Here is a 13,535-nt window from a genome sequence, read left to right as displayed (position 1 = left end):
GATCAGGCCAGAGCGAAGTGCAGCAGCGCCTGCATATCGCCCTGCTTGATCTTGCCCTTGCGGTCCAGCACCTCCAGCTGCCAGGCCGGGCCGTTGCGGAAGGCGCGGGCGATGGCGTTGGCATTGTCGCTGCCCAGCAGGGACGGCCAGATATCGGCTACCTGCTGGGAGCTGCCGCCGGTGGCGTCGTAGATCTTGAACGAGATGTTGTTCGCCTTCTCGAAGGATGAGCCCTTCTTGAACGCCGCGGCCACGAACACGATGGAGTCGATGGCGGTCGGCACATTGGCGAAGGTGACGTGCACGGTCTCGTCGTCGCCGGAGGCGGCGCCGGTCTGCTCGTCACCGGTGTGCACCACCGAGCCGTTGCCGAGCGGGTCCAGGGAGTCCAGTCCGGCGAAACGCACCGGATCGCCGCCCTGCATGAGAATGGCGACCAGGTCCAGGTCCACGCCCTTCTTACGGCGCGCCATACCCAGCAGACCCCCGCTGGCACCGGCGGACGGATCCCAGCTCACTCCGACACTCATCTTGGTGATGCCCGCGAGATCCGCGGCCCCGTCTTCTTTCCTGAGCGTAATCACAGCTCACAGCCTACCGACGATTCGTAACCCGGTGCAGTGCAGCTTTTTCCGGGCAGCCGACGGCGAAACAGTCGATGTACTAGGCGAAAACAGCAGGTGAGCGCGCGGTGAGGCCGACGGCGGCGGCCAGGCGGCGATGTGATTCCAGCCGAGCCGTACGATCGTAAGTGCTGGTGTGGACCAGGATTTCGTCGGCCCCCGTGCGCGCTACCAGCGCCTCCAGCTCGGCCACGACCGTCTCCTCGGTGCCGTGGATGTGGCCGCGCAGCGAGTCGGTGAAGATGCCGCGCTGCTTGTCGGTCATGGCGATGCGGTCGATCTCCTCGGGCGAGATCAGGGGCGGAAACTCGCCGCGGGTGCGCGACCAGGCGGCCGACCACGCCTCGGGCAGCAGCAGGCGATGGGCCTGCTCCGTGGAATCGGCGACGACAGCGGAGGTGGACACCACGACGTAGGGCGTGGCGTCGTATCCGGGCCGGAAGTCGTCGCGGTAGCGCTCGATGGACCGCACCATGGCGGATGTTCCGGCGGCGGGAGCGATCACCAGCGGCAGCCCGAATCGGGCCGCCCGCTCCGCGCCCGAACCGACGGCCAGCAGGAAGGCCGGTATGCGCAGGCCCTCGGTGGGCCAGGCGTGCACGCCCGCGCGACCGGTGGCCAGATAGTCCAGCAGTTCGGTCAGCTGGGCGTCGAAATCATCGGCATCGCCCCTGCCGTGGCCGAGGGCGCGCCGCACGCCCCCGGTGAAGCCCACCGAGCGACCCAGACCCATATCGATGCGGCCCGGGTACAGCGACTCCAGCACGCCGAACTGTTCGGCCACCACCAGCGGCTGGTGATTGGGCAGCATGACCCCGCCGGTGCCCACCCGGATGTGCGCGGTGGCGGCGGCGACCCCGGCGGCGAGTACGGTCGGCGCGGATCCGGCCACCCCGGGCACGCTGTGATGCTCCGAGACCCAGAAGCGGTGATAGCCCCACCGCTCGGCGAGTCGGGCGAATTCCACGGTCTCCCGCAGCGCCTCCGGATGACTCTGCCCCTGGCGCACCCGCGAGCGGTCCAGGATGGAGAAGCGGACGGCGGCCAGCGGAGTACTCATATCCCATGCCAACGCCTGGCGATCCCGGTGATTCCGACGCGCTCGAGCGGGCGCGCCCGGACGCCTCCCAGCAGGCGGTTCGTGATCACGCCTAGGCTGCATCCATGGTCGACAGCGATGTGACGCCCAGGGCGCTGGGCGCGGCCCCGTTCGGGTCGCGCCTCCTGGGGCCCGCCGATCAGGGAGCGACGTCGCGGCGGGTGCGCGTGCAGCTGCTGCTGACCGTGCCGGTGCTGTTCGCGAACCTCACCGGTGTGGTGGTGGCGGCGCTGCTCATCGGCTTGGTGCTGCCGGGTCCGTCGGTGTTCACGCAGGACCTGGTGCTACTGAACTTCGTGGCCGTCCCGGTGTACGTGACCTTCGCCCTGGCGGTGGGTTTCGTGTGGGGCACGCTGTCTGGACTGCGGACGCTGCGCTGGGCCACCGATCCGGAGCGGATTCCGAACGAGGCGGAGCGCATCGCGTCGTCGAAGGTACCGCGACGGCTGGTGCATCAGCAGGCGCTGCTGTGGTTCGGCGGGATGGCGGTGCTGACGCCGCTGTACGGCCTGGTCGATCCGGCCTTCGTGCCCAAGATCATTCTGGGGGTCGGGTTCAGCGCCGTCGTGGTCTGCGCCAACAGCTACCTGATCACCGAATTCGCCCTGCGGCTGGTGACCGCGCGGGTGCTCGAGGCCGAACCGCGCCGACGGCAGCGCGGCCTCGGCGTCTTCGGCCGATCGCTGCTGGTGTGGGTGCTGGGTTCGGGCACGCCGGTGGCGCTGCTCATGATCGTGGCGGTGCTGGCGCTGTCCGGAGTGAACGTCAGCACCGAGCGGCTGGCGGTCTGCGTGCTCTCGCTCGGCGGGGCGACGCTGGTCTTCGGCCTGCTGCTCATGACGCAGACGCTCGCCGCCACGGTCGCGCCCATCCGCAATGTGCGCACCGCGATGCGCCGGGTGGAGGACGGTGATCTGCAGGTGGCGGTCACCGTCTACGACGGCACCGAACTCGGTGAGTTGCAGAGCGGTTTCAACCACATGGTGGCGGGACTGCGCGAGCGCGAACAGATCCGGGATCTGTTCGGCCGCCACGTCGGCCGCGATGTGGCGGCGGCGGCGCTGGCCGGGCAGCCGGAGCTGGGCGGGGAGGAATGCGAGGCGGCCGCGCTGTTCATCGACGTCATCGGCTCCACCGCCATGACCGCGACCCGGCCCCCGCACGAGATCGTCACCATTCTCAACGAGTTCTTCGGCATCGTGGTGGACGAGGTGGAGCGGCACGGCGGCCTGGTCAACAAGTTCGAGGGCGATGCCGCACTGGCCATTTTCGGCACCCCCGCGCCGCTGACCGACGCCGCCGGGGCCGCGCTCGCGAGCGCCCGCGCCATCCGGCGGCGATTGTCCGGCGCCGCCATCGAATTCGACGCCGCCATCGGTGTCGCGGCCGGACGGGTGGTGGCGGGCAATGTCGGCGCGCATCGCCGCTACGAGTTCACCGTCATCGGAGATCCGGTGAACGAGGCGGCCCGCCTGTGCGAACTGGCCAAACAGGATGACGGCCGCGTCCTGGCCTCCGCCACCGCCGTGAGCAGCGCCGAACCCTCCGAGCGCAAGCATTGGGACCCGGGCGAATCGGTGACGCTGCGCGGTCGCGTCCACGAAACCCGCCTGGCCCGACCACGCACCTGACGGCCGGAAAACCGGTGGCGGCCGGAGCGCGGCCGCTGCTACGGTTGCCGCCGCGCTGTTCGCGCACACCGAACTCACCCGCCGGAGGGGATGATTTATGAGCCAGCCCGCGCCGAGAGCGCCTCATGGTGTGGCCTCGGCCCGAGATATGGCCGCCCACAACCGGACACGTCCGTAACGACCTGCGTCACCGAGGCGCACTCGGCCTACTCCTGCTGTCTGCACATCAGCTCTCGGCTAAGGAGTGATCCGGGTTGTCCGACACTTTCTCCACCCAGCACGATCCCGGTCCGACCCTGCGGACCGGAACCTTCTCCTGCCTGCGCTGCGGTCTGACCGTGGCCGTCCTCGCGCCCGACGGCAGTCGGCGCAATCACTGTCCCAGCTGCCTACACTCCCGGCACACCGTCGACCACGTCGACGGCGGTGTCTCGGACTGCCGGGCGCGCATGGCTCCACTGTCGATCGCGGTGTCGCGCACCGGTGAGTGGGGCATCGTGCACCGCTGCACGCGGTGCCACGAGTTGGCGCTGCATTCGGTGTGCGGCGACGACAATCAGTTGATCCTCATGCGATTGGCCGTGCGTCCGCTCGCCGAACCGCCGTTCCCGCTCGAAGTGTTCGGCGATCTGTGATGCCGCGCCGAAACAAGGCGACACCGCGAGGCGAACAGCGCGGGAAAACCGTCCTGCACGGCCGCGCGGGCACATCCGGCGATACCTTCCGGTGTGTGGGCTGCCGGCTCGACGTGCCGGTCGCCGCGCCGGGCACGGCGCATCGCAACCACTGTCCGCACTGTCTGGCCAGTCGCCATGTGGATCGAGTTCCGGGCGACCGGTCCGCGACCTGCCGTGGGCGGATGCGGGCGGTGAGCATGTCGGTGCGCGACGACGGCGAATGGTCGCTGGTACACCAGTGTCTGGCCTGCGGAGTGCTGAAGGTGAACCGGGTGGCCGGGGACGACAATGCCCTCGCGCTCATGCGGATCGCCCTGCGCCCGCTGGCCGATCCGCTCATCGCGCGGCGCGTCCTGCGGGTGCTGTAACGGGGCCTCCGTTCGGCCGCGGCGCAGCCGTCGCGGCCGAACGGTGACGCGGCGATGCGGGTTCGCAGATCGGGACGGCGCGGATCGGCCGGTCCCGGTTCAGTAGCCCGTGCCGCCCGCGCAGAAGGGCTGGCAGGCTTCGGGGTGCGGGGGCAGGGTCGGTGGCCCCGCACCGAATTCCGCATTGCTCACCAGCACCATCAGCAGCACCGCGAGGGCTATCACGGCGGCGCAGGCGACAGCGATGATCGCCCAGTCGAGCTGCTGGTAGGTGACGATGGTGGCGGGCGAATCCTCGGGATTCTGGTATTGCGTTACCTCTGGTGGGCTGGACAGCTGGTCGATGACGCCGCTTCCCCAGCCGTATGCCGATGTGGGTGGCACGGAGCTTGTCCCCATTTCCGAACGAGCATTGTCGTGTTCAGGGCCGGGATCAGGCTACACGTTCATAGCTGCTATGCATAACAGTTCGAAGAATGAGAAGTATGTCCGGAATTCAACCGTCTGAGTCAATTGCGAAGTCCCGCATGGACATTGTCGGAGCGGGCCACCTTAGAACATGTTCCTCCGCGATGCAATCCGGCGGTGAATTGTTCTATGCCACAACGGTTACCGGTGGCGAGATCAGTGAACGCGTGTAACCTACTGGCAAGTAGCATCATCGGCTACCGTCCAGTAGGGCAGGCAGGGACAGTTCGGCATCGGGGGTCGGACTATGGGCACGAAAATGTAAGGGACAGACTTGAATCAGTCGGCCACTCCGACTATTCGCCGGGCCACCGAGGCTGACATCGACGAAATCGTTCGCGTTGTCGCGGCGGCCTTCGCCACCGACGATCCGATCGAGGAGTACGTCTTCCCGGATGCGGCGATCCGCGAACGTCGCACGCCGGGCATGCTGCGGACGATGATCCGGCACCGCTTCCTACCCGGCGACGGCGCGATCGTCGCCACGCTCGACGACCGGGTGGTCGGCGCGATGCTGTGGTACCCCGCCGGATACCGCAAATCACTGTGGCGCGAGATGGTTTCGGGGCCACAGCTGCTGTGGGCCATGGGGCCGGCCACCGTGCGGGGCATCCACGTCGACGAGGCCATCGCCAGGGTCGCACCCGCCGAACCGCACCACCTGCTGGTCTATCTCGGCATCGATCCGGACATTCAGCGCAGTGGGGTGGGTCGCGCGCTGGTCGACTGGGTCGACGCGCAAGCCGACCGGGAATCCGCGCCGGTGTGCGGGATAACCAAGGACGACAACGTCGCCTACTATCGCCGCTTCGGCTTCGAGTTCGTCACCAAGGCTCGGATCGGAAAGACCGGTCCGGAGCTGAATTTCGTCCTGCGCCCACCGGTTCCGGTCCGCGCGGATTGACGAACAGCGGGGGGATATCAGCAGGTCCATTCTCCAGTTTCGCCGAGGAGCTCGTCGTGTCGGACATCGCCATTGTCGGAATCGGCTGCCGTTATGCCGGTGGCATCGATTCACCGGAATCGTTCTGGGACTTCCTGGTCCGCAAGGGCGACGGGGTGGTCGACATCCCGGAATCGCGCTGGGACTATCGCCGCTACTACGATCCGGACAAACGCACCCCGGGCCGGATGTACACCCGGCGCGCCGCGTTCATGACCGGTGACCCCTGGGAATTCGATCCCGACTTCTTCGGCATCTCGCCGCGCGAGGCCGCGGCCATGGATCCACAGCAGCGCCTCGTACTCGAGGTGGCCTGGGAGGCGCTCGACGACGCCGGAATGGCGGGCCGCATCACCGGCGCGCCCGTCGGCGTGTACCTCGGCGCGTTCACCCTGGACCAACTCGCGGTGTCCACCACCAACGCCGCGCTGCCGTACGTGGACATGCATACCGCGGTGGGCGCGTCCTACACCATGCTGTCGAACCGCATCGCCTACGCGCTCGACCTGGTCGGCCCGGCGCTGACCGTCGACACCGCCTGCTCGTCCTCCCTGGTCGCGCTGCACCTGGCCTGCCAGGCCCTGGACAGCGGCGACTGCACGGTGGCGCTGGCCGGTGGCGTCACCATGCTGCTCGGCCCGGAACCCTTCGTCTCCATGTGCAAGGGCGGGTTCCTCGCCGCCGACGGGCGCAGCAAGCCCTTCGACGCCGCCGCCGACGGGTACGGCCGCGGTGAGGGCTCGGGCATGGTGGTGCTCAAGAAACTCGCCGACGCCGAGCGCGACGGCGACCGGGTGTACGCCGTCATCAAGGCGACCGGCTCCAATCAGGACGGCCGCACCACCGCCATCACGGTGCCCAATGCCGATCTCCAGGAGGAACTGGCCAAGACGGTGACCCGGCGGGCCGGTATCGAGCCGCACCAGGTCACCTATGTGGAGGCGCACGGCACCGGCACTCCGGTGGGTGACCCGCTGGAACTGCGGGCCATCGGCAATGCCTACGGCCGGGTGCCGGGCCGCACCGCACCCCTGGGCGTGGGTTCGGTGAAGGCGCAGCTCGGGCACACCGAGGCGGCGTCCGGCATCGCCAGCATCATCAAGTCCGCGCTGGCCGTCGCCAACCGCACCATCGCCCCGCAGGGCTGGCTGAACGAGCCGAATCCGGATATCCCGTTCGACGAACTGGGAATCCGGCTCCAGCTGGAAGCCGAGCCGGTCGGTCCGGAGGTCGAGCGGATGACCGTGGCCGTCAACGGTTTCGGCTACGGCGGCACCAACGCACACGCCATCCTGCAGGAGTACGTGCCGACCGCGAACACCGCGCGGGCTCCGAAACACTATGGGGTACTGCCGATCTCATCGCGCAGCGAGCAGGCCGCCCGCGAACTGGCCGAGGGCTTCGCCCAGCTCATCGCCGAGGGCGCGGACCCGGCCCGGCTGGCCGAGGCGGCCTGGACCCGGCGGCGGCATCACCCCTACCGCACCGCCCTGACCTTCGGCGACGACACCGAACTGGTGCGCGCCCTGGTCGATTTCGCGCACGGCTCCGGCCGCGGCGCGACCAAGACGGTGGCCCGCAAGCATCCGGAACCGGTCTTCGTCTTCACCGGCATGGGGCCGCAGTGGTGGGGCATGGGCCGTGAACTGCTCGAGACCGACGGCGTCTTCGCCGCCGAGGCGAAGCGCATCGACGCGGTGTTCACCGAGATCGCCGGATGGTCGATCATCGAGGAGCTGCTGCGCCCGGAGGAGGAATCCAAGGTCACCACGACCGCGGTCGCGCAGCCCGCCAACTTCCTGGTGCAGGTGTCGCTGTTCGCCATGCTGGCGGAGCTGGGCGTGCGTCCGGCCGCGGTGGTCGGGCACAGCGTCGGTGAGGTGTCGGCCGCCTACGTCACCGGCATGCTGTCACTGCGCGACGCCCTCCTGGTCAGCTACCACCGGGCCCGCTTGCAGGCCACCACCGCGGGATCGGGCGGCATGCTGGCCGTCGGGCTCCCGCTCGCCGCCGCCCGGGAACTCATCGACGGTGACGAGCTGGTGGATGTGGCCGCCGTCAACAGTCCGAGCGCGGTGACGCTGGCCGGGGCCGAGGCGCGCCTCGACGAGATCGCCGAAACCCTCACCGAGCAGGGCACTTTCGCCAAGCGGCTGCATGTCGAGGTGCCGTATCACAGCTACCTCATGGAGCCGATCCTCGACGAACTGCGCACGGCCCTGGCCGATCTCACCCTCGCCGAGCCGCGCATTCCGCTCTGGTCGACGGTCACCGGGGAACGGGTCACCGCGGGCGACTGGGATGCCGAGTACTGGTGTGCCAATGTCCGGCAGCCGGTGCGCTTCGCCGATGCCGTCACCGCACTGGTCGGGGCGGGCAGCCGGGTGTTCCTGGAGGTCGGACCGCATCCGGTGCTGGGCGCGAATATCCGCGAAATCCTCATCGGCGCGGGCGAATCCGGCACCACGGTGCCCACGCTCCATCGCAAGCAGTCCGATGCCGAGAGCATCCGGCAGACCATCGCCGGGCTGTACACGGCCGGGGCCCTCGATATCGACGCGCTCTTCACCGAGACTGTGACCCCGCACGTGGACCTGCCGCGCTACCCGTGGCAGCGGACCCGGCTGCAGAACCTCAATCCCGTCTTCCAGCAGCGCCGCCACGGCACCCCCGACGGCTACCCGATGCTGGGCGATCCGGACCTGGACAACTCCACCACCTCGTGGCGTCTCCAGCTCAGTGTGGGCGCGATGCCGTGGCTGGCCGACCATGTCGTCGGCGAGGCGCGCATCCTGCCCGGCGCGGCCTACCTGGACGCCGCGCTGAGCGCGGTCGCGCTGCGCACCGAATCCACCCGGGTGGCGGTGGAGGAGGTGCGCTTCATCGCACCGCTGGTCATCGACGAGGGCGCGGCCCCGGTCGTGGAACTGCGGGTGGAGGAGTCCACCGGCCGGTTCACCATTCGCTCCCGGGATATGGCCGGGTCCCTCTGGACCACCCATGCCACCGGGCGGCTGATCCAGGGCGGCGTCTTCGAGTCCACCAAGATGGAGCTGCCCGACGTCGACGATATGTACGCCCTGGACCCGACGGCGTTCTACGACGGGCTGGCGGCGCGCGGACTCCGGTACGGTCCGACCTTCCGCCGCGCCACCGCCCTCCGCGTCTCCGGTTCGACCGTGGTCGCCACCCTGGACGGTTCGGTGGCCCACGACTGCGGCCACCTCGCCCACCCGTGCGTGGTGGACGCCGCGCTGCAGAGCGTGGCGGCGCTGCTGGCGGGCACCGGCGGCGCGGACGACGGCGCCATGGTGCCGGTGGCCGTGGACGGGGTGCGAGCCTTCGAGACCATTCCGGACGAGGTGACGGTGGTGGCCCGGCTCGACACCACCGGCGCGCCCGTCGCCGATATCGATCTGCTGGACGCGGAACAGAATGTGATCCTGCAGATCGTCGGCATGCGCTTCGGTTCCATCGCCCCGGGACGCGGTGCGCTGCAACGGATGACCGACATCTTCTTCGAGGACCGCTGGGAGCTGCGGGATCCGGTGGACCGCGCTGCGCTGCCGTCGCCGGAGGGCGCTTTCACCCTCGTCGTCGAGCTCGGCCCCGAGGTGAGCGATCGCGCCACCGCCGTGGCCGCGACCGCGCCGCGCTCCGAACTGTTCGCGACCGGCGATCCGAACCGCGTCGACCTGGAAGACGCTGTACTGGAACGGCTTCGGACCGCGATCGCCGCCGAGGGTGTGGAACGCCTGCACGTGGCCGTGGTGGCGGGCAGCGCGTACGCGGATCTCGACGCCCTGTGGACGCTGCGCCGCCTGGCGGTCACCATCGAGGGCTTCCTCGAGGTGTGGCTGGAACAGCGCGGCGACGAGATGCCCATGACCGGTGACGGTTCCATCCACGTCAGCCTGATCACCGAACGCGCCTACGCCCATCCGGACGAGGACGCCGCGCCGAACCCGTCTCATGCCGCGCTCGCCGGTGCCCGCCGCGTCCTGCTCAACGAGCAGCCACGACTGCGCTGGCGGCTGGTGGACGTCGAACCCGAGGTCTCCACCGCCGATCTGGCGGCGGAACTGGCGGTTCCCGGTGCGTTCGGCTACGACAACGCCGACGAGGTGATGCTGCGCAACGGCCTGCGCTGGGTGACGGTCGTGGCCGCTACGCTGCCGGAACGGCTCGACAAGCTGGACGAGGCGGTGCCGCTCACCGATCCGGAGGCGAATTTCACGCTGGAACTGCCCAAGTCGCGGGTGCTCTCGCGGCTCGGCTGGCGGCGCTGCGGGCGGCGGGAACCCGGCCCGGGCGAGGTGGAGGTGCGGATCAGCGCCATCGGCCTCAACTACAAGGATCCGCTCAAGGTGATCGGCGTGCTCACCGAACAGGATATGGCGGAGACCTTCTTCGGCACCCTGCCCGGCATGGAGGGCGACGGTGTGGTGGTACGGGTCGGACCCGAGGTGGACGATCTGGCCGTCGGCGACGCCGTGACGCTGACCTCCAAGGGCATGATCAGCCGCTACCACACCGCACCCCGCGATCTGATCATCAAGTACGACACCGACGCGGAACCCGGATCGTGCACCAGCGGAACGGCTTTCGCCACCGCCGACTACGCGCTACTGGAACTGGCGCGGGTGCGCGCGGGCGATGTGGTGCTGGTGCACGGCGCGGCGGGCGGCGTCGGCTCGGCGGCCGTGCAGATCGCGAAAATGCACGGCGCGACCGTGATCGGCACCGCGAGCACCGACGAGCGGCGCGCCTACGTACTCGACCAGGGTGCGGATCATGTGCTGAACTCCCGCTCGCTGAACTTCGCCGACGACGTGCTCGGACTCACCGACGGTCGCGGCGCCGACGTGGTGATCAGCACCGCCCCCGGGGAGATCCTGCGCCGGAACTTCAAGGCGGTGGCCGAATTCGGCCGCATCGTGGAGATCGGCAAGGCCGATATCTACGGCGGCGGCGTGCTCGATATGCGACTGTTCGACAAGAACGTCTCCTATCACTCCTTCGATCTGGACCGCATGCTGGCCAAGCGTCGTGCCGAGACCATGCGCGTGATCGGCCGGGTCAACGAACATCTCGCTGCCCAGCGCTACCGACGGCTGCCGTTCGAGCTGTACGGCACCAATGACGTGACCAAGGCGTTCGAGGATGTGGCCCGCTCCACCCGGCTGGGTCGGATCGCGCTCAGCCTCGACGATCCGGCCCCGCTGGTGCGCCCCGACACCCGCCCGGTGACCGTCGATTCGACGGCTCGCTACCTCATCACCGGCGGTTTCGGCGCGTTCGGCCTGGCGGTCGGGCGCTGGCTGGTCGGTCGCGGCGCACGCCACCTCACTCTGCTCGGGCGCGGTGGTGCGCGCACCGACGCCAGCCGCGCCCAGCTCGCCGCCTGGCGGGAGCAGGGCGTGGAGATCGTCACCGAGCAGGTGGATGTCACCGACGCCGCAGCGATGGCGGCGGTCCTCGCCCGGGCGCACGACGCCGACCATCCGCTGCGCGGTGTCTTCCACACCGCGGGCGTGGTGGACGACAAGCGCGTCTCGGTCATGGACCGCGACAGCCTGGCCGCGGTGTACCGGCCGAAGATCGAGGGCGTGCACGCGCTGCGCCACGGCATCGCCGCCGTCGGGGCGGAACTGGATATGTTCGTGCTGTTCTCCTCGGGCAGCGCCATATTCGCGGGCACCGGGCAGTACTCCTACACGGCCGCGAATATCGCCCTGCAATCGGTCGCGGACGTGGTGGCGCGCGGGGGCGGCGAGGTGCTGGCGGTCGGCTGGGGCCACATGTCCGGCGGCGGCATGGCCGAGGCGGACGAGAACGTGGCACGCTACCTGCGCACCACCGGGTTCGACGCCATCGATATGGATGAGGGCACCGAATTCCTGGAGAAGGCATTGGAACTCGACATCCACCACCAGGTGGCCATCATTCCGGTGGACTGGCGCACGGTCGGCAGCACCGCGCCGATCTTCGGCATGACCGGCCGGGTGGCGGCGCTCATCGCCGCGGCGGCCGAGGACGATTCCGCCGCCTCGCATCTGGTCGCGACACTGCGCGAACTCGACGAGGCACAGCGCGGGGATGTGGTCGCCCACATGTTGGCCGAGCAGTTGGCCGCGGTCATGGGAGTGGACGCCGACTCGATCGACATCCACATCCCGGTGCCGGAACTCGGCCTCGATTCGCTCATGGCGGTCGAATTCGGCGCACTGGTCGGCAAATCCGTGGGCGTGGATCTCATGTCGCTGAAGGTGGGCCGGTCTTTCACGCTGGCACAGGCCGGAGCGCGGGCCGCGGAAGTACTGGTCGGCGGCGAGCAGGCCGGAAAGGAAGCAGCATGAGCGAATCGGCACGTGAGTTGGCGCGGAAACTACTCGCCGACAAGCGCGTCCACAGCGCACCCGCCGCCCGGACCGTGACCGCGCGACCGGCGGCCGCCGCACCGGCACGCGCCCCGCGCGGGCCGGGCCGACAGTTCGCCGATCACCCGGAGGTGGCGGCGACCGTTCAGAAGCAGGCGGCGATCAAGGCCATCAGTGCGCAGTCGGGCCTGACCAACCCGCTGTTCCTGCCGCGCGAGAGCCCGAACGACACGGTGATCCGGGCGGCGGATCGGGAGCTGGTGAACTTCAGCGCCTACAACTATCTGGGCCTGTCCAGCCATCCGCGGGTGGTGGCGGCGGCCAAGGACGCACTGGATCGATATGGCGCGTCGGCCTCGGCCAGCCGTATCGTCTCCGGTGAGATCCCGCTCTACGGCGACCTGGAGCGACGCCTCGCCGACCTGTACGACCAGGGCGATGCCATGGTCACCACCAGCGGTTACCTCACCAACGCCGGTGTGATCGGCTTCCTGCTGCGGGAGGGCGATGTGGCGGTCTGCGACTCGCTCATCCACGGCAGCGTGGTCTCGGGAACGCAGTGGGCCGGATGTCGGCGGATCAACTTCCGGCACAACGACCCGGATTCGCTGCGGTCGGTGCTCAAGATGTCGCGCGGCGGCTTCGACCGGGCCCTGGTGGTGCTGGAAGGCCACTACAGCATGGACGGCACCATCGGCCGGGTCGCCGAACTGGCGGCCGTCGCGCGGGAATTCGACTGCGCGGTCATGGTGGACGAGGCCCATTCGCTCGGTGTGCTCGGTCCGCGCGGGCTCGGCATTCGCGAGCACTACGCCATGGCCGGGACTGACGTCGACATCTGGATGGGCACCCTGTCCAAGGCTCTGGGCAGCTGCGGCGGGTTCGTGGCCGCCGACGCCGATCTGATCGGGGCCATGAAGGCGAGCGCGCCGGGCGTGGCCATGCTCACCGGCGGTCCCGCGCCGTCCACCATCGCCGCCGCGGCGGCGGGCCTGGACCTGCTCGAGGCGGAACCGGAGCGGGTGCGGCGACTGTGGAGCAATACCCGGACCTTCAACGACGCGCTCCGCGCGCACGGCCTGAATCTCGGTGATTCCCAAGGAACTCCGATCGTGCCCGTCATCGTGCCCGGTGAGCTCCGGGCCGGATTCGTCTCCGCCACCCTGCTGGAACGGGGCGTGTACGCCGGAGCCATCTCGGCTCCGGCGGTACCGGCGGGCAAGGAGCGGCTGCGGTTCTTCATCACCTCCGAGCACACCGGCGAACAGCTGCGCTCAACGGCCGACCTGCTCGCCGAGGTGGTGGAGCTGGCGGATCGGATTCCGGAGCTGTCGGCGGTCTGACGG

The 13,535-nt window shown here is 69.3% G+C and carries 9 protein-coding genes; 6 read left to right on the top strand and 3 right to left on the bottom strand.

Annotation, left to right across the window (positions count from 1 at the left end; all coding sequences use genetic code 11):
• Positions 1-2: 2 nt before the first annotated feature.
• The gene (locus ON31_RS31985; protein ID WP_029926645.1) at positions 3-584 is read right to left on the bottom strand and encodes a TerD family protein; all 582 of its coding nucleotides are present in this window, start codon (positions 582-584) and stop codon (positions 3-5) included.
• A gap of 79 nt (positions 585-663) precedes the next feature.
• Positions 664-1,683, bottom strand: a complete 1,020-nt coding sequence (locus ON31_RS31980) for an MsnO8 family LLM class oxidoreductase (RefSeq protein ID WP_039818934.1) — start codon at positions 1,681-1,683, stop codon at positions 664-666.
• Positions 1,684-1,787: 104 nt separating this feature from the next.
• On the opposite strand from ON31_RS31980, the gene ON31_RS31975 reads away from it, so the two are divergent.
• The 3 genes from ON31_RS31975 to ON31_RS31965 all read left to right on the top strand — a co-directional run bounded on the left by ON31_RS31975 (position 1,788) and on the right by ON31_RS31965 (position 4,398).
• Positions 1,788-3,353: an adenylate/guanylate cyclase domain-containing protein gene (locus ON31_RS31975; RefSeq protein ID WP_051038154.1), complete on the top strand. Its 1,566-nt coding sequence runs from the start codon at positions 1,788-1,790 to the stop codon at positions 3,351-3,353.
• Positions 3,354-3,607: 254 nt separating this feature from the next.
• The gene (locus ON31_RS31970; RefSeq protein WP_039818933.1) at positions 3,608-3,988 is read left to right on the top strand and encodes an RNHCP domain-containing protein; all 381 of its coding nucleotides are present in this window, start codon (positions 3,608-3,610) and stop codon (positions 3,986-3,988) included.
• Positions 3,988-4,398: an RNHCP domain-containing protein gene (locus ON31_RS31965; RefSeq protein WP_039818932.1), complete on the top strand. Its 411-nt coding sequence runs from the start codon at positions 3,988-3,990 to the stop codon at positions 4,396-4,398. The genes ON31_RS31970 and ON31_RS31965 overlap by 1 nt, the downstream gene beginning before the upstream one ends.
• Before the next feature lie 99 nt (positions 4,399-4,497).
• Here the strand turns inward: ON31_RS31965 and ON31_RS31960 are convergent, their stop codons facing one another.
• Complete coding sequence (locus ON31_RS31960; protein ID WP_039818931.1) at positions 4,498-4,782, bottom strand: hypothetical protein; 285 nt, start codon at positions 4,780-4,782, stop codon at positions 4,498-4,500.
• Positions 4,783-5,140: 358 nt separating this feature from the next.
• On the opposite strand from ON31_RS31960, the gene ON31_RS31955 reads away from it, so the two are divergent.
• Genes ON31_RS31955 through ON31_RS31945 form a run of 3 tightly spaced genes read left to right on the top strand, consistent with a single transcriptional unit; the run spans position 5,141 to position 13,532 of the window.
• Complete coding sequence (locus ON31_RS31955) at positions 5,141-5,770, top strand: GNAT family N-acetyltransferase (protein WP_051038152.1); 630 nt, start codon at positions 5,141-5,143, stop codon at positions 5,768-5,770.
• A gap of 56 nt (positions 5,771-5,826) precedes the next feature.
• Positions 5,827-12,168 (top strand): type I polyketide synthase, encoded by a 6,342-nt coding sequence (locus tag ON31_RS31950; protein ID WP_039818929.1) that lies wholly within the window; start codon positions 5,827-5,829, stop codon positions 12,166-12,168.
• Positions 12,165-13,532: an aminotransferase class I/II-fold pyridoxal phosphate-dependent enzyme gene (locus tag ON31_RS31945; protein WP_039818928.1), complete on the top strand. Its 1,368-nt coding sequence runs from the start codon at positions 12,165-12,167 to the stop codon at positions 13,530-13,532. Before ON31_RS31950 ends, ON31_RS31945 begins: the two co-directional genes overlap by 4 nt.
• Positions 13,533-13,535 lie beyond the last annotated feature (3 nt).

The organism is Nocardia otitidiscaviarum NBRC 14405, from assembly GCF_000308635.1.
Lineage (GTDB): Bacteria > Actinomycetota > Actinomycetes > Mycobacteriales > Mycobacteriaceae > Nocardia > Nocardia otitidiscaviarum.
This window is presented reverse-complemented; position numbering and strand designations above follow the sequence as displayed.